This is a genomic window from Chryseoglobus sp. 28M-23 (assembly GCF_014789785.1).
Lineage (GTDB): Bacteria > Actinomycetota > Actinomycetes > Actinomycetales > Microbacteriaceae > Microcella > Microcella indica.
Genome location: NZ_CP061846.1, coordinates 1,987,212 through 2,002,625, shown reverse-complemented (window position 1 = coordinate 2,002,625; position 15,414 = coordinate 1,987,212). Strand labels below are relative to the sequence as shown.

Below are 15,414 nucleotides of genomic sequence, written 5' to 3'. Positions count from 1 at the left end.
CCGGCCGCTCAGCCGACTGCGGGCCCCGGCCCGCCGCTACCAGTGCCGGAAGCGGTCGGGTGCGAGCTCCCACGGGTCCTTGCCGATGAGCTCGCCCACCGCGCGGAAGACGCAGCTCTCGACCATGAGGCGCCGGTGCCAGTCGTCGTCGCGGTGCAGGCGGCTCATGCGCTCGATGGGAATGCGGTAGAGCACCACGAGAGAGCGAGACGGCACCACCCGCCAGCGGGCCACGCCCTCCACCTGCGCGGGCTGATCGGGCATCGGCAGCACCTCGATCGTGAGCGTCGCGAGCTCGTGCGGCCACAGGTCGACCAGGTAGTCGGCGCTCGCGCGCACCGTCGACTCGAACAGGTCGCGGCGCGTGTTCACGAGCGGCAGATGCGGGCCCGTGAGGGCCGAACGGCCGGCGCGCCCGTGCCGAGTCCGAGCGCGCGCACTCGGGTACTGCCTGCTCGCTCGTGCCACGCGGTCAGCCTACCGCCGCGACGTCGCAGGCCCGGCCTATGCTGGCCTCATCATGAACGGTCGCCCGTGCAGCAAGGTCGCGTGCAGCGAGCCCGCCACGGGCACCCTCACGTACGTCTACGCCGACTCGATGGCCGTCCTCGGCCCGCTCAGCGCGCGAGCCGAGCCGCACAGCTACGACCTGTGCGAACGGCACTCGCAGCGCCTCTCGGCCCCCAACGGCTGGCAGATCGTTCGATACAGCGTCCTCGGCGAGACGGGTTAGGAAGACAGCACGCGCGAGGCGGCTCTCGACGGATACTCTGGTCGCGTGACCACCACCCCCGACCTCAGCGCGTTCATCAAGGCCTACGACGTGCGCGGGCTCGTCGGCACCCAGCTGACCGACGAGGTCGTCGAAGCGCTCGGCGCCGGCTTCGTCGACGAACTCGGCGTCGCCGGCCAGGAGGTCGTCGTCGGCCACGACATGCGCGACTCCTCCCCGGGCTTCGTCGCCGCCTTCGCCCGCGGGGCGACCGCCCGCGGAGCCTCCGTCGTGCACCTCGGGCTGTGCTCGACCGACGAGAGCTACTTCGCCTCCGGCCGCTACGGCGCAGCGGGGGCCATGTTCACGGCGAGCCACAACCCCGCCACCTACAACGGCATCAAGTTCTGCCGTGCCGGCGCGCAGGGCGTGAGCTTCGCCACCGGCCTGCGCGGCATCCGCGATCGCGCCCAGGCCTACCTCGAGGCGGGCGCCGTGCCCCCGGTCGAGTCGCCCGGCACCGAGTCGCACCGCGACGTGCTGCCCGACTACGCCGCCTACCTGCGCGAGCTCGTTGACCTCAGCGGCGTGCGCCCCCTGCGTGTCGTCGTCGATGCAGGCAACGGCATGGGCGGCATGACGGTGCCCGCCGTGCTCGGAACCGCCGCCGGCCTCCCGGCCCTTCCCCTCGAGATCATCCCGTTGTACTTCGAGCTCGACGGTACCTTCCCGAACCACGAGGCGAACCCGCTCGAGCCCGAGAACCTGCGCGACCTGCAGGCCGCCGTGCTCGAGCACGGCGCCGACCTCGGCCTCGCCTTCGACGGCGACGCCGACCGGTGCTTCGTCATCGACGAGCTCGGGCAGCCGGTGACGCCGAGCGCCGTCGCTGCGATCGTCGCGCTGCGCGAGATCCGGCGCGAGCAGGCGCGGCTCGAGGCGGCGGGGCAGTCGGGTGCGAGCATCCACGTCATCCACAACCTCATCACCTCGCGATCGGTGCCCGAGACGATCACCGCCGCCGGCGCGACCCCCGTGCGCACGCAGGTCGGGCACTCGCTCATCAAGGACCGCATGGCCGAGACGGGAGCGATCTTCGGCGGGGAGCACTCGGCGCACTACTACTTCCGCGACTTCTGGGGTGCCGACAACGGCATGCTCGCCGCGATGCACCTCATCGCGCAATACGGGCAGTACGACGGGCCCCTCTCGCAGCTCGCCGCCGAGTTCACGCCGTACACGGCGAGCGGCGAGATCAACTCCGTCGTCGACGACGTGCCGGCCGCGTACACGCGCATCGTCGACGCCTTCCACGCTCGTGCCGAAGTCGACGAGCTCGACGGCCTGACCTTCAGCGGGCACACCGAGGCCGGCTGGTACTGGTTCACCGTGCGTCCCTCCAACACCGAGCCGCTGCTGCGCCTCAACGCCGAAGCCGAGACGCCCGAGCTCATGGCCGCGATCCGCGACGAGGTTCTCGCCCTCATCCGCGCCTAGCCAGGCCGCGACGCGTCCCCACCCCGCCGCAACTGTGCTCGCCCGCGGCAACTGAGCCCGCTCCGCCGCGCACACATGCCACATGCGGGCACACTTGCGGGTTCGTGAGGCGATATTCGTACCGGATGCTCGGCTTCAGCCTGACAGAATGGCAGGTATGAGCATCCAGACCCCCGCGCGCCCCGAACTGACCGTCGAGAGCCGCGGGGGTGTTCCGCACCGCGTGCGCGACCTCGCGCTCGCCGAGTCGGGCCGCCACCAGATCCGCCTCGCCGAGCACGAGATGCCGGGCCTCATGAGCCTGCGCGACGAGTTCGGGCCGCACCAGCCCCTCGCCGGCGCCCGCATCGCCGGCAGCCTCCACATGACCGTGCAGACCGCCGTGCTCATCGAGACCCTCGTCGCGCTCGGCGCCGACGTGCGCTGGGCGAGCTGCAACATCTTCTCCACGCAGGATGAGGCCGCCGCCGCGACGGTGGTCGGCCCGACCGGCACACCCGAGCGCCCCGAGGGCACGCCGGTCTTCGCCTGGAAGGGCGAGACGCTCGAGGAGTACTGGTGGGCCACCCAGCAGATCTTCGACTTCGGCACCGATGACGCCGGCCAGCCGATCGGCCCGACCCTCATCCTCGACGACGGCGGCGATGCGACCCTCCTCGTCCACAAGGGCGTGCAGTTCGAGGCGGCCGGCGCCGTGCCCGACACCTCGCCGGGTGACAGCCACGAGTACGGCGTGATCCTCAGCGTGCTGCGCGACTCGATGCAGGCCGACCCGCAGCGCTGGACGCGCATCGCGACGGGCATCCAGGGCGTCACCGAGGAGACCACGACGGGCGTGCACCGCCTCTACGAGCTGCACCGCGAGGGCCAGCTGCTGTTCCCGGCGATCAACGTCAACGACTCGGTCACGAAGAGCAAGTTCGACAACAAGTACGGCATCCGCCACTCGCTGCCCGACGGCCTCAACCGCGCCACCGACGTGCTCATGGGCGGCAAGACCGTCTTCGTGTGCGGGTACGGCGACGTCGGCAAGGGCAGCGCGGATGCTCTGCGCGGGCAGGGCGCCCGCGTCATCGTGAGCGAGATCGACCCGATCAACGCCCTGCAGGCGGCCATGGACGGCTACCAGGTCGCGCGGCTCGACGACCACCTCGGCGACATCGACATCCTCGTCACCGCGACCGGCAACGAGAACGTCGTCACCGTCGAGCAGCTGCAGCGCCTCAAGCACCTCGCCATCGTCGCCAACGTGGGGCACTTCGACAACGAGATCGACATGGCCGGGCTCGAGAGCCTGCCGGGCGCCGAGCGCATCGAGATCAAGCCGCAAGTGCACGAGTGGCGCCTGCCGACCGGCACGAGCATCCTCGTCCTCAGCGAGGGCCGCCTCATGAACCTCGGCAACGCGACCGGCCACCCCAGCTTCGTCATGAGCGCCTCGTTCACCAACCAGGTGCTCGCCCAGCTCGAGCTGCACACGCGCCTCGACCAGTACCCGACGGGCGTGTACGTGCTGCCCAAGCTGCTCGACGAGAAGGTCGCGCGTCTGCACCTCGACGCTCTCGGGGCGCGCCTCACGACGCTCACACCGCGACAGGCCCAGTACATCGGAGTGCCATCCGAGGGTCCGTACAAGGTCGATCACTACCGCTACTGACGTCGACGACGCCAGCCGGATACCGAGGGAACGATGGTCATCGACATGCAGCGTGAGACGCGCGGGGCCTCGTCCCGGCTCAGGTTCGGCCACGACGTCATGCTCGCGGCGAGCCGCATCAAGTGGGCCGAGCCCGAGCTGCGCGGGCTCGCCGCGCTCGTCAAGGAGGGCGACCGCGTCATCGACGTGGGTGCTGCGCACGGCATGTACACGATCCCGCTCGCGCACATCGTGGGTTCGGCGGGCCGCGTCGACTCCTTCGACCCGCATCCGCGGCAGCAGAGCACCCTGCGTCGCTGGCGGCGCATCCTCGGCGCACCGCACGTGAGCGTGAACCCCTCGGCCGTCGGGCGCGAGGAGGGCCAGCTCACCATGCGGCTGCCGCTGTTCTTCGGCCTGCCGATCTACGGACGCGCGCACCTCACCGAGGGGGCGGCGCCGCTCGGCGCTCGCGAGATGGTGCGCCACTGGCTCACGCCGATCGCGGCGCTCGACGACTGGGTGGAGGCTCAGCGCATCGGGCCGATCTCGTTCATCAAGGTCGATGTGGAGGGCTTCGAGCCGCAGGTCATCGAGGGTGCGGCGAAGATGATCAGCCGCGACCTGCCGAGCCTGCTGCTCGAGATCGAGGATCGCCACCTCGCGCGGTACGGCCGCGACGCCGCCGGCTTCGTCGGCTCGATTCACGAGCGCTGGCCCGAGTACGGGCTCTACACGTGGCGCCGCGGTCGCTGGGAGGCGATCGAGGCCGTCGAGCTCGGTACGCGCAACTACCTCTTCGCGACGGACGAGGCACTCGCCCGCGCCTGACCCGGCGCGCGGGCGCAGTGCACGGGCGCCGCTTTCCGGACCGGATGCGGGATGCTCTAGCCGCGGTCGGGGAAACCGTGCGGCAGCGCGGCCAGCGTGGGCTGCAGCTCGGCGAGGCGCGCCTGCTCGAGACGCAGTCCTGTCGCCTCGCGCTCGCGACGCAGCGCTGCGACGGCCGCGAGGAACAGCTCGGGGCTGAGCTGCTCCGGGCTGGAATGCGTGACGTCGACGTTCGGCATCGGCGAGACGTACAGCGCGGCCTCGGCCGCGAGGCTCGACGCCAGTCGCTCGCGGGTCGGCCCGGTGTGCCCGGACGCCTGCCGCAGGAACTGGGCGATGCGGCGGGACAGTGCGTCGGGCATCCTGGCCACGTCCGCTGTTGCCGCCCAGTCGGTGAGCTGCACGGGCACGCCGTACACGACCGTGCTCTCGGCGGCGACGCGCTCGTACTGGCTGTAGGTGCCGGCGAGCAGATCGCCGAGCCGCTTCGCGCGCGGGTTGAGCAGCGCCACGACGACGGCCGCCCCGCCGAAGGTCAGCACGATCTCGAAGAACCCGACGAAGGCGCGGATGAAGGCGTGCCGGAACGCGATCGCCCCGCCGTCGTCGCGCACGATGCGGTCGCCGAGCGCGAGGCGGCCGAGCGACTTGCCCTGCGTCGCCGCCTCGACGACGGCGGGTGCCAGCACGACGCCGAGGAACACGCACGCGATGCTCACGGTGGCGAACAGCGCCTCCGGCAGTCCGATCGCCCCCGCGGCGGAGAGCATGAGCCACAGCAGCAGGCCCGTCGCGATGATGTAGGTGAGGTAGTCGATGATGCCGCCGGCCATGCGGGCGATGACGCTCGCCGGGCGCAGCTCGAGGGCGACGGCCTCGCCGGTGAGAAGCTCGCTCTCCGAGTCGTACGCCCCCCGGGTGGCCTGCGCGCTCGCGAGGTGCTGCGCACTCGCGGTGCTCTGTGCAGACGGCATGGCATCATCTAAACAGATGGATCTCGACGCCTACTCCGCCGCGCACGACGCCGAATGGCGCCGCCTGCGCGAGCTGTCGCGCCAGCGGCGCTTCGCCGGGCGGGATGCTGACGAGCTCATCGAGCACTACCAGGCGGGCACGACGCAGCTCTCCGCCATCACGACGAGCGCCGGGCAGGTCTCGCAGGCCGCGCGGCTGAGCGTTCAGCTGTCGCGGGCGCGCCTGCGCTTCACAGGCGCTGGGGCCGAGCCGTGGTCGCAGCTGGCCCGCGTCGCGACGCGCGAGGTGCCGGCGGCGCTGTACCGCATCCGGTACCTGACGATCGCGATCGCGGTCGCCTTCACGGCTGTCGCCTCCTTGTACGCCGTGTGGGTCGCGACGAACCCCGACGTGGTCGCGGCGCTCGGGCCGTACGAAGAGCTGCGGCGCTACGCCGAGGAGGACTTCGTCGGCTACTACTCGGAGTCGAGCGAGGCCGTCTTCGGCCTGCAGGTGTTCAGCAACAACGCGTGGATCGCCGCGCAGTGCGTCGCCTTCGGCATCGTCGGGTTCTGGGTGCCGGTCGTGCTGTTCCAGAATGCGCAGGGCATCGGCTCGAGCGCGGGCATCATGGCCGAGTTCGACCGCCTCGACGTCTTCTTCCTCAGCATCGCCCCGCACGGTCAGCTCGAGATCTACGCCATCTTCGTCGCGGGTGCCGCGGGCCTCATGATCTTCTGGTCGTGGGTGGCGCCCGGCTCGCGCACGCGCACGCAGGCGCTCGCCGAAGACGGTCGGGCGTTCTTCGCCGCGATCGGCGGGCTGGTGGCGGCCCTGCTCGTGAGCGGCATCATCGAGGGCTACGTGACGCGGCAGGAGTGGCCGGAGGTCGTGCGCATCGGCATCGGCACGGTCGCGCTCGCGGCCTTCCTCGCCTACCAGTGGATGCTCGGCCGACGCGCCTTCCGCGACGGCGAGACGGGCGACCTCGACCCGTTGAGCCGCGGCGCGCGCGTCGTCGTCGCCGACTGAGCCGCGCCTGGCCGACGTGCTCCCTGCATCTGTGTCCGTTGGTGGCACCTGTGCCCGCTCGTGTCGGCACGGTTGCCACTGACGAGCACAGTCGTGCTCGCGTGGCGCGCCCCCCGCGCCATTTGTCTTGAGTCGTTCACGATAAGGGGCTAGGGTGGGGGCGATGCCCCACGACTCGAGCGACCTGCTGCGCAGCGCAGGACTCCGCGTCACCGGTGGGCGCCTCGCAGTGCTGGACGCCCTCGAGCGCATGCCGCACTCCGACGCCGAGACCGTGCGCCAGGCACTCACCGACTCGCCGGCGCGGCTCAGCCTGCAGGCCGTCCACAACGTCCTCGGCGATCTCGCGGAGGCCGGGGTTCTGCGGCGCATCCAGCCGGCCCGCTCGGCCGCACGCTACGAGCTGCGCGTCGGCGACAACCACCATCACGCCGTGTGCTCGAGCTGCGGCGCCGTGACCGACGTCGACTGCGTCGTCGGCCACGCTCCGTGCCTGACCCCCTCGGCGACCGGCGGGTTCGCGATCGCGGCCGCCGAGGTCACCTTCTGGGGTGTGTGCGCAGACTGCACCGCGGGATCCGACTCGTCGACCTCAGCGCGGGCAGCCGACACCCCCACGACCGACCTGACCGACCAGGCGGGGCCCTTCGGGCCCGCCGCATCCACCCCCACTGAAGGAGCACCACGATGACCGAGCCCACGAAACCCACCACGACGACGAGCGGAGCCCCCGTCGCGAGCGACCAGCACTCGCAGAGCGTCGGCAACGACGGCTCGATCGTGCTCACCGACCACTACCTGGTCGAGAAGCTCGCGCAGTTCAACCGGGAGCGCGTGCCGGAGCGCGTCGTGCACGCCAAGGGCGGCGGGGCGTTCGGCGTGTTCGAGGCGACCGAGGATGTCAGCCAGTACACGCGCGCTGCCGTGTTCCAGAAGGGCACGACGACCGAGACGCTGCTGCGCTTCAGCTCCGTCGCGGGCGAGCAGGGCAGCCCCGACACGTGGCGCGACCCTCGTGGCTTCGCGCTCAAGTTCTACACGTCGGAGGGCAACTACGACCTCGTCGGCAACAACACGCCCGTGTTCTTCATCAAGGACGGCATCAAGTTCCCCGACTTCATCCGCTCGCAGAAGCGCCTGCCCGGCTCGGGCCTGCGCGACCACAACATGCAGTGGGATTTCTGGACCCTCCAGCCCGAGAGCGCCCACCAGGTGACGTGGCTCATGGGCGACCGCGGCGTGCCCTCCTCGTGGCGCCACATGGACGGCTTCGGCTCGCACACCTACCAGTGGATCAACGCCGCGGGCGAGCGCTTCTGGGTCAAGTACCACTTCCGCACCAACCAGGGCCACGAGACGCTCACGCAGGCGCAGGCCGACCAGATCGCCGGTGAGGACGCCGACTTCCACCGCCGCGACCTGTTCGACGCGATCGAGAAGGGCGACCACCCCAGCTGGGACCTCTCGGTGCAGATCATGCCCTACGACGACGCGAAGGACTACCGCTTCAACCCCTTCGACCTCACGAAGGTGTGGCCGAAGGGCGACTACCCGCTCATCCCCGTCGGGCGTCTGACGCTCAACCGCAACCCGGAGAACTTCTTCGCGCAGATCGAGCAGGCCGCCTTCGCGCCCTCGAACTTCGTGCCCGGCATCGCGGCGAGCCCGGACAAGATGCTGCAGGCGCGCATCTTCAGCTACGCGGACGCCCACCGCTACCGCGTCGGCACCAACCACAACCAGCTGCCGGTCAACGCGCCCAAGAGCGAGGCGCACCACTACTCGAAGGAGGGCGCGATGACCTACAGCTTCCCGCCCGCCTCGCAGCCGGTGTACGCGCCCAACTCGTTCGGCGGCCCGCACGCCGACCCGGCGGCGCACGGCGACGACCGCGGCTGGGAGAGCGACGGCGAGCTCGTGCGCGCCGCCGCGACCCTGCACGCGGACGACGACGACTTCGTGCAGCCCCGCACGCTCGTCAACGAGGTCATGGATGACGCGGCGCGCGAGCGGCTCGTGAGCAACATCGTCGGCCACGTGTCGGCGGTCACGATCCCCGAGCTGCGCGAGCGGGTCATCCAGTACTGGACGAACGTCGACGCGACGCTCGGCCAGCGCGTCGCCGACGGCCTCGAGCCCATCGAGTCGCCGACCGACACGCTCGTGCCGGAGCCGACCGCGGCCAAGTAGCACGAGTCGCACGTGAGGGGTCGGGCCTGCGGGCCCGGCCCCTTCTGCGTGCGCGGACAACCCCGGGCCGCCTCCACAACTCAGGAGATTCTGCGTCGCCTGCTGGGCGACACGCCGTCGAGAGGCCCTTCCGCGGCCGAGAGGCTCCCCGACTCCTGAATTGTGGAGACGGCGCGCCGGAGACGGGCGGCCGGGGTCGGCGGGGCGGATGCGGCTACAGGCGGCCGGCGGCCTTGTACGCGAGGTAGCGGTCGGCGAGGGCCGGCGGCAGGTCGAGCGGCGCGGCCGCGACGACGTCGCCGCCGAGTCGGCGCACGGCGGCTCCCACGCGCTCCGCGTCGAGCAGCGCCCGCTCGGCCGCCGCGGCGCGGTACACGGATGCTCGATCCGAACGATCCGCGGCCGCCTCGAGCAGCGCGGGGTCGGTGACGGAGGCCACGACGACGAGGTGCTTCGCGGTCAGCTGGGGCAGCATCGCGAGCAGCGAGCGGGTAGCCCCGGGCGACTCGAGGGGCGTGGCGAGCACGACGAGAGCGCGCTGCGAGGTCATCGAGCGCACGAGCGAGGGCACCGCCGACCAGTCGGTCTCGAGCAGCTCGGGGTCGATGGGCGCCATGGTCTCGACGAGCCGCGTGAGCAGCTCGGCTCCACGGGCGCCCTGCACGCGCCCGCGCACGCGCCGGTCGAAGACGGCGACGTCGACGCGGTCGCCCGCCCGGTCGGCGAGGGCCGAGAGCAGCAGGGTTGATTCGAAGGCCGTGTCGATGCGCGTCTCGTCGGCGATGCGCGCGGCGGAGGTGCGGCCGCTGTCGACGATGACGACGACGTGTCGGTCGCGCTCGGGTCGCCAGGTGCGCACCATGAGGGTCTGCGCGGGCCCGCCGCTGGGCCCCGGCCCGCCGGAGCGCCGTGCGGTGGCGCGCCAGTCGATCGAGCGCACGTCGTCGCCGCGCACGTACTCGCGCAGCGAGTCGAACTCGGTGCCCTGGCCGCGCACCATGACGGCGGTGCGCCCGTCGAGCTCGCGCAGCTTCGCGAGCCGCGAGGGCAGGTGCTTGCGCGAGGCGAATTCGGGCAGCACCGTGATCGCGCCGGGCACGCGGATGCTCGCCTGGCGCCCGGCGAGGCGCATCGGCCCGAGCGCACGGATCGTCGCGATCGCGGCACGGCGCTCCCCGCGGCGCCAGGGCGTGAGGGTCGTGACGACAGCACGTCGCTCGCGCGGGGGCACGTGCAGCCGCTGCCGTCGGGGGCTCGCACCGGCAGAGGGCTCCCACGCGTCACGGATGATGCCGCGCAGCGTGCGGCGACCGGGGTTGGTCACGAGCAGGGTCGCGCGGGCGCTCTCGGTGAGGCGCACGCTGCCGGGGGTGTCGCGCTCGAGCCGCACGGCCCGAGGCGAGGCGGCGAGCGCGAGGTCGAGCGCGGCGAGCAGCACGCACACGAGCAGCCACAGCGCGACCGCGCCGACGGCTCCGAGGGGGGTGTCGACGAGCAGCACGACGGGCACGACGCCGAGGGCGACGAGCAGGACGAACCACCCGGTGACGGCCACGGCTACGGGCGGCCCGCCGGCGGCAGGGTGACGGCGGCGAGCATCACAGGGGCACCTGCACCTGCTGCACGATGGAGCGCAGGATCGTGTCGGCCGAGACTCCTTCGAGCTCCGCTTCGGGGCGCAGGGCGATACGGTGCCGCCAGACGGGCAGCAGCATCGACTGCACGTGGTCGGGCGTGATCGCTTCGGCCTCCTGCAGCCAGGCCCAGGCCTTGGCGGCGGCGAGGAGCGCGGTCGTGCCGCGCGGGCTCACACCGAGTTTGACGGAGGGGCTCTGCCGGGTGGCGCGGGCGAGGTCGACGATGTAGCCCAGCAGCTCGGGCGAGGCGCGCACCTCGGCGACGGCGGCGCGCGCGGCCGTGATCGCATCGCCGTCGACGACGCTGGTCACCCCGGCGGCGGCGAGGTCGCGCGGGTTGAAGCCGTCGGCGTGCCGCTGCATGACCTCGACCTCGGCGTCTCGGGCGGGCAGGTCGAGCACGAGCTTGAGCAGGAAGCGGTCGAGCTGCGCTTCGGGCAGCGTGTAGGTGCCCTCGTACTCGACGGGGTTCTGCGTCGCGGCGACGAGGAAGGGGTGGGGCAGCTGGTGCGTCTCGCCGTCGACCGTGACCTGCCGCTCTTCCATAGCCTCGAGGAGGGCGGACTGCGTCTTGGGCGGCGTGCGGTTGATCTCGTCGGCGAGCAGGATGTTCGTGAATACCGGCCCGGGGCGGAACTCGAAGTCTCCGGCCTTCGCGTCGTACACGACCGACCCGGTGACGTCGCCGGGCATGAGGTCGGGCGTGAACTGCACGCGCGTCGTGCGCAGGTCGAGGGCGGCGCTGAGCGACCGCACGAGCAGGGTCTTGGCGACGCCGGGAACGCCTTCGAGAAGCACGTGGCCTCCGGTGAGGAGGGCGACGATGAGGCCGCTCACGGCGCCGTCCTGCCCGACGACGGCCTTGCCGACTTCGGTGCGCACCTGGGCGAACTGGCTGCGAAGGTCTGCGGTCATGGGTCCATTCTTCCGGTCGGCGGCTGTGGTCGGGGCGGATCGCTGGGCGCGGCGGCCGCGCCGGCCGCGTTTGCCGTGTCGTCGAGGGCGACGCGCCGCAGCACTTCCCGCTCGAGCTCGAGCAGCCGGTCGCTGAGGGCGACGAGCTCGCGGTCGGTGGCGGGCTCGCGGTCGACGAGGAGGCGGCGCAGGGCATCCGTCGACCGGCCGGTGATGGCCGCGACGGCGCGCACGATGTCGTCGACGCCGGAAGCGCGCCCGAGGGCGAGCCCGTCGGCGAGGCGGCGCAGGGTGCCGACGCGGAGGGCGTCGAGGGCGCGCAGCCGCGCCCCGTCGCGGGCGTAGAGCCGGGCGCGGCCCTCCATCGTCTCGGTGGTCTTGACGGTGACGGGCAGCTGCTCGACGACGACGGGCCCGAGGCGGCGGCCGCGCCAGACCGCGGCAGCGAGCCCGGTGGCCAGCAGCAGCCACGCGACCGGGTTGACCCAGCCGGGCGTGAGCTCGTCGAGGGTGGGGGCGGTGAGGTCGGCGGGCGTGGGCAGGTACCAGACGAGTCGCGGATGCTCGCCCAGCAGCCCGAGCGCGAGCGCGGCGTTGCCGGCCTGCGTGATCTGGTCGTTCTGCACGGCGCCGCCCGCCCCGAGCACGCTCACGGCGTCCGCGCCGGTGTCGTAGCGCACGAGGGCGGCGCCGGCGTCACCCGTGAAGCACTCCAGCCCGTCGTCGCTCGTGTAGGCGACCCCGTCGGCGTCGACGGCGCCGGTGCGGTCCGCGAGCGGCAGGTCGCAGTCCGCGTCGAGTCGCTCCTCCAGCGGGTCGCCGGGTATCGCGTCGAGGCCGAGCGCGTCGAGGCCGTAGAGCGGGGGTTCGAGCAGCACGAGGTGGGCGGCGAGCCCGTCGAGCTCGCCCCAGCGCTCGGCGTCGAGCAGCAGGCGCGGGTCGCCGACGGCGAGCGTCGCGGGGCTGTCGCCGGCGAGCGCGCCGCGGGCATCCTCGAGCGTGCCGACGGCGATGACGTCGATGCCTTCGGCGCGCAGCACCTCCAGCACGGCGCGGGAGCCGACGGGCGCGGCTTCGTCGGCGCCCCAGCGGGCGAGCTCACGACCGGAGCCGTTGAGGAGCACCATGAGCACGCCGAAGCCGAGCAGTCCGGCGACGGCGACGCCCCAGTAGAGGGAGCGTCGCACGACGCGTCGCACGGTCGGCGTGGTGACGACGGTGGCGAGCGACTCGGCGGCCGGTGGTGCCGGGGCCGGCGCGACCTGGCTCATCGGGGCACCGCCGCGGTGTCGACCGTGCTGCCGCCCTCGTTGCCGGCTCCGGTGAGCCCGTGCGGTGCGGGGCTGCGCTCGAGTCGTTCGTCGAGGTCGCGCACGTGCGCGTAGCCCGCGGCGTCGCCTTCCTGCCCGAGGTAGCGCACGTCGTCGAAGCGGTCGGCGGCGGTCTCGAGCAGGGTGCGCAGCTCGGGGTAGCGGGCGGCGGCGGCGCGGGCGAAGCCGTGCCCGGTGGTGCCGGGCAGCACGCTCACGATGGTGCGCTCGTCGAGGCCGCGCGCGGTGGCGCGGTAGCGTTCGGCGATCGCGGTGGCCCAGTCTCCCGCGCTCGCGGCTTTCTCGGCGTCGCGCCGAAGCTCGCGGGCGCTGCGCCGGTCGGCCTCGCCGAAGAGCTCGTCGGTGACGGTGCTGCGTCGGCGCCAGCGGGGCAGGCCGTAGAGGAGGATTGCGATGAGGATGCCCGCCGCGAGCAGCACGGCGATGACGACGAGGGCGACCGCGGGCGGGCCGTCACCGCCGAGCAGCTGCCACGAGCCGAACCAGTCGAGCACGGCCTGCGAGAGCAGGTCGAACCACGTGGGCTGCGTCTCGGCGTACACGGGATCGCTGAGCTCGTCGAGCAGCAGGTCTCGAGCATCCGGAGCGTCGGGTTCGAGGGGCGCGCGCGCCCACGGCGCGAGCGCGTGCACGGCGCTGCCGAGAGCCGAGCCGGGCACCGGTGTCACGCGCCGCCCGAGGTGCCGTACGGGGCGTCGGGGCGGGCCGCGGCCTCGTAGGGGTCCTGCGGGTCGAGCCCCGCGGCACGCTCCTCGACGACGCGCTGCAGGTCGAGGTCGAGGCCCTCCTTGCGCATGCGGATGTCGATGTAGAGCAGCGCGGTGGCGCTCGACAGCAGCACGGCGCCGATCGCGCCGATGACGACGGTGATGGCGATGAGCAGCACGTTGGAGCCGATGATGAGCGCGATGCTCCCGGTCGGGTCGCCGGCGGGGTTGACGAGCACGCCGCCGAAGCCAACGGCGAGCTGGAAGGGGAAGGAGATGACGCCGGAGGCGATCTGCACCATGACGGTGACGAGCAGCAGAATGCCGAAGGTGCGCCAGAAGTGCCCGATGACGAGGGTCCAGCCGCGGCGGATCGCTGCCCCGAGGGGGAGCCGCTCGAGCATGATCGCGGTGGGCACGAGCGCGAGCTTGATCCACAGCCACGCGGCGACCACGGCGAAGCCGAGCCCTCCGAGGATTCCCAGGCCCACCGCGAGGAAGGGCCCGGCGGGGCCGGCGGCGACGGCCATGCCCGCGATGAGCAGCACGAGCACGGTGAGGGCGACGATGAGGACGAGCGACAGCAGGGCCGTCCAGCCGATGAGGGCCCACCAGCGCCCGCGACCGCGGGCGAGCAGCGCGCGCAGGGTGAGCTTCTCGCCGAGCGTCGCGCGCGAGACTTCGAGCACGATGACGCCCTGCAGCACGGCCTGGGCGACGAGGGAGACTGCGACGGCGATGATGCCGCTGAGGATGATGAGCCCGACCGTGCCGGCGCTGATCGCGTCGAGGTCGTCGGCGGAGGCGCGCAGCTCGCGGTCGACCGCCCAGAAGCTCACCGCGAAGGTGAGGCCGAACGTGACGATGACGACGAGCGCGTTGATGAGCAGTGCGGCGCCGAAGGTGGGTCGCGGATTGCGACGCAGAACCTGGAAGGTGCCACCGAGGATGGTGCCGAAGTCGAGGGGCCGCAGGGGGATGAGCCCTGGCTTGGGCGGCGGCGTCCAGCCGGCGGCGGGCTGGCCGGGAGTGGGCGCGTAGCCCCCGGGAGAGGCACCGGGTGCAGTGCCGGGAGTGCCGCCCTCGCTATCGCCCGAGGGCTGCCAGCCGGGGGACTGCCAGGGGGAGTCGTTGGTCACCGTGTCGTCCTTCTCGCCGCGCTCGGTCTGCGTATCGAACGTATGCTGTCACACTCGTCTAGGCTGGAGCGACTAAAGGTCGAATCTTGCCGGTGACGGTGCCGACAGAGCGGAGGCTTGATGACCGCGCGCATCCTCGTCGTCGACGATGACACGGCCCTGGCCGAGATGATCGGCATCGTTCTGGGGGCTGAGGGCTTCGAGACGCACTTCTCCTATGACGGGGAGGCGGCTCTCGACGCCTTCGCCGAGCTCAAGCCCGATCTGGTGCTGCTCGACCTCATGTTGCCGGGTCTCGACGGCATCGCCGTGTGCGCGCGCATCCGCGAGACGAGCGGCACGCCCATCATCATGCTGACGGCGAAGAGCGACGCCTCCGACGTCGTCGACGGGCTCGAGAGCGGTGCTGACGACTACGTCGTCAAGCCGTTCAACCCGAAGGAGCTCGTGGCCCGCATCCGCACGCGCCTGCGGCCGACGCCGGACAGCTCGGTGGAGACGCTGCGCATCGGCGACCTGCTCATCAACGTCACGGGGCACGAGGTCACGCGCGGCGGCCAGCAGATCTCGCTCACGCCTCTCGAGTTCGACTTGCTGCTCGCTCTCGCCCTCAAGCCGAACCAGGTGTTCACGCGCGAGATGCTGCTCGAGCAGGTGTGGGGCTACCACTACAAGGCCGATACGCGCCTCGTGAACGTGCACGTGCAGCGGCTGCGCGCGAAGGTCGAGCTCGACCCCGACAATCCGGCGATCGTCATGACCGTGCGCGGCGTGGGCTACCGAGCCGGGGCGTCGACCTCGCCGTGACCCGAGTGATGCCCGCGCCGGTGCCG

General features: G+C 72.1%; 15 protein-coding genes. 8 read left to right on the top strand and 7 right to left on the bottom strand.

Going from position 1 to position 15,414, the window contains the following annotated elements; genetic code table 11:
* Positions 1-36 precede the first annotated feature (36 nt).
* Positions 37-468 carry a metallopeptidase family protein gene (locus IE160_RS09785; protein WP_191150966.1) on the bottom strand — a complete coding sequence of 144 codons (432 nt, stop codon included), beginning with the start codon at positions 466-468 and terminating at the stop codon, positions 37-39.
* Positions 469-520: 52 nt separating this feature from the next.
* Between IE160_RS09785 and IE160_RS09780 the strand changes: the two genes are divergently transcribed.
* The 4 genes from IE160_RS09780 (at position 521) to IE160_RS09765 (ending at position 4,676) form a co-directional block, all read left to right on the top strand.
* Positions 521-733: a DUF3499 family protein gene (locus IE160_RS09780; protein WP_152582427.1), complete on the top strand. Its 213-nt coding sequence runs from the start codon at positions 521-523 to the stop codon at positions 731-733.
* Positions 734-778: 45 nt separating this feature from the next.
* Complete coding sequence (locus tag IE160_RS09775; RefSeq protein WP_191150965.1) at positions 779-2,209, top strand: phosphomannomutase/phosphoglucomutase; 1,431 nt, start codon at positions 779-781, stop codon at positions 2,207-2,209.
* 157 nt (positions 2,210-2,366) lie between these two features.
* Positions 2,367-3,866, top strand: coding sequence for an adenosylhomocysteinase (gene ahcY, locus IE160_RS09770; protein WP_191150964.1), 1,500 nt, complete (start codon positions 2,367-2,369; stop codon positions 3,864-3,866).
* 33 nt (positions 3,867-3,899) lie between these two features.
* The gene (locus IE160_RS09765) at positions 3,900-4,676 is read left to right on the top strand and encodes an FkbM family methyltransferase (protein ID WP_191150963.1); all 777 of its coding nucleotides are present in this window, start codon (positions 3,900-3,902) and stop codon (positions 4,674-4,676) included.
* Between the two features lie 56 nt (positions 4,677-4,732).
* Here IE160_RS09765 and IE160_RS09760 read toward each other — a convergent pair whose 3' ends face one another.
* Positions 4,733-5,650 (bottom strand): RDD family protein, encoded by a 918-nt coding sequence (locus IE160_RS09760; protein ID WP_191150962.1) that lies wholly within the window; start codon positions 5,648-5,650, stop codon positions 4,733-4,735.
* A gap of 16 nt (positions 5,651-5,666) precedes the next feature.
* Here IE160_RS09760 and IE160_RS09755 point away from each other — a divergent pair, with 16 nt between their 5' ends.
* From IE160_RS09755 to IE160_RS09745, 3 genes are all read left to right on the top strand, one after another.
* A complete protein-coding gene (locus IE160_RS09755; RefSeq protein WP_191150961.1) occupies positions 5,667-6,662 on the top strand; it encodes a stage II sporulation protein M in 996 nt (331 codons plus the stop codon).
* Positions 6,663-6,825: 163 nt separating this feature from the next.
* Complete coding sequence (locus IE160_RS09750) at positions 6,826-7,353, top strand: Fur family transcriptional regulator (protein WP_191150960.1); 528 nt, start codon at positions 6,826-6,828, stop codon at positions 7,351-7,353.
* Complete coding sequence (locus tag IE160_RS09745) at positions 7,350-8,852, top strand: catalase (protein WP_191150959.1); 1,503 nt, start codon at positions 7,350-7,352, stop codon at positions 8,850-8,852. The genes IE160_RS09750 and IE160_RS09745 overlap by 4 nt, the downstream gene beginning before the upstream one ends.
* Positions 8,853-9,066: 214 nt before the next feature.
* Here the strand turns inward: IE160_RS09745 and IE160_RS09740 are convergent, their stop codons facing one another.
* From IE160_RS09740 to IE160_RS09720, 5 genes are read right to left on the bottom strand one after another with little or no spacing between them, the layout of a single operon-like run.
* The gene (locus IE160_RS09740; protein ID WP_191150958.1) at positions 9,067-10,407 is read right to left on the bottom strand and encodes a DUF58 domain-containing protein; all 1,341 of its coding nucleotides are present in this window, start codon (positions 10,405-10,407) and stop codon (positions 9,067-9,069) included.
* 43 nt (positions 10,408-10,450) lie between these two features.
* The gene (locus IE160_RS09735) at positions 10,451-11,404 is read right to left on the bottom strand and encodes an AAA family ATPase (protein WP_191150957.1); all 954 of its coding nucleotides are present in this window, start codon (positions 11,402-11,404) and stop codon (positions 10,451-10,453) included.
* Positions 11,401-12,675, bottom strand: coding sequence for a DUF4350 domain-containing protein (locus IE160_RS09730; protein WP_191150956.1), 1,275 nt, complete (start codon positions 12,673-12,675; stop codon positions 11,401-11,403). The genes IE160_RS09735 and IE160_RS09730 overlap by 4 nt, the downstream gene beginning before the upstream one ends.
* Entirely contained in the window at positions 12,672-13,403 is a 732-nt protein-coding gene (locus IE160_RS09725; RefSeq protein WP_191150955.1) for a DUF4129 domain-containing protein, read from the bottom strand. Before IE160_RS09725 ends, IE160_RS09730 begins: the two co-directional genes overlap by 4 nt.
* Entirely contained in the window at positions 13,400-14,581 is a 1,182-nt protein-coding gene (locus tag IE160_RS09720; protein ID WP_191150954.1) for a hypothetical protein, read from the bottom strand. The genes IE160_RS09725 and IE160_RS09720 overlap by 4 nt, the downstream gene beginning before the upstream one ends.
* Before the next feature lie 120 nt (positions 14,582-14,701).
* Between IE160_RS09720 and mtrA the strand changes: the two genes are divergently transcribed.
* Positions 14,702-15,388 (top strand): MtrAB system response regulator MtrA, encoded by a 687-nt coding sequence (gene mtrA, locus IE160_RS09715; protein WP_191150953.1) that lies wholly within the window; start codon positions 14,702-14,704, stop codon positions 15,386-15,388.
* The last annotated feature ends 26 nt before the right edge of the window (positions 15,389-15,414 follow it).

Bases quoted from the DNA above. Each gene is read 5' to 3' on its own strand.
- IE160_RS09745 (WP_191150959.1), top strand. From the start codon at position 7,350: ATGACCGAGCCCACGAAACCCACCACGACGACGAGCGGAGCCCCCGTC.
- IE160_RS09780 (WP_152582427.1), top strand. From the start codon at position 521: ATGAACGGTCGCCCGTGCAGCAAGGTCGCGTGCAGCGAGCCCGCCACG.
- IE160_RS09755 (WP_191150961.1), top strand. From the start codon at position 5,667: ATGGATCTCGACGCCTACTCCGCCGCGCACGACGCCGAATGGCGCCGC.
- ahcY (WP_191150964.1), top strand. From the start codon at position 2,367: ATGAGCATCCAGACCCCCGCGCGCCCCGAACTGACCGTCGAGAGCCGC.
- IE160_RS09735 (WP_191150957.1), bottom strand. From the start codon at position 11,404: ATGACCGCAGACCTTCGCAGCCAGTTCGCCCAGGTGCGCACCGAAGTC.
- IE160_RS09760 (WP_191150962.1), bottom strand. From the start codon at position 5,650: ATGCCGTCTGCACAGAGCACCGCGAGTGCGCAGCACCTCGCGAGCGCG.
- IE160_RS09750 (WP_191150960.1), top strand. From the start codon at position 6,826: ATGCCCCACGACTCGAGCGACCTGCTGCGCAGCGCAGGACTCCGCGTC.
- mtrA (WP_191150953.1), top strand. From the start codon at position 14,702: ATGACCGCGCGCATCCTCGTCGTCGACGATGACACGGCCCTGGCCGAG.
- IE160_RS09765 (WP_191150963.1), top strand. From the start codon at position 3,900: ATGGTCATCGACATGCAGCGTGAGACGCGCGGGGCCTCGTCCCGGCTC.
- IE160_RS09730 (WP_191150956.1), bottom strand. From the start codon at position 12,675: ATGAGCCAGGTCGCGCCGGCCCCGGCACCACCGGCCGCCGAGTCGCTC.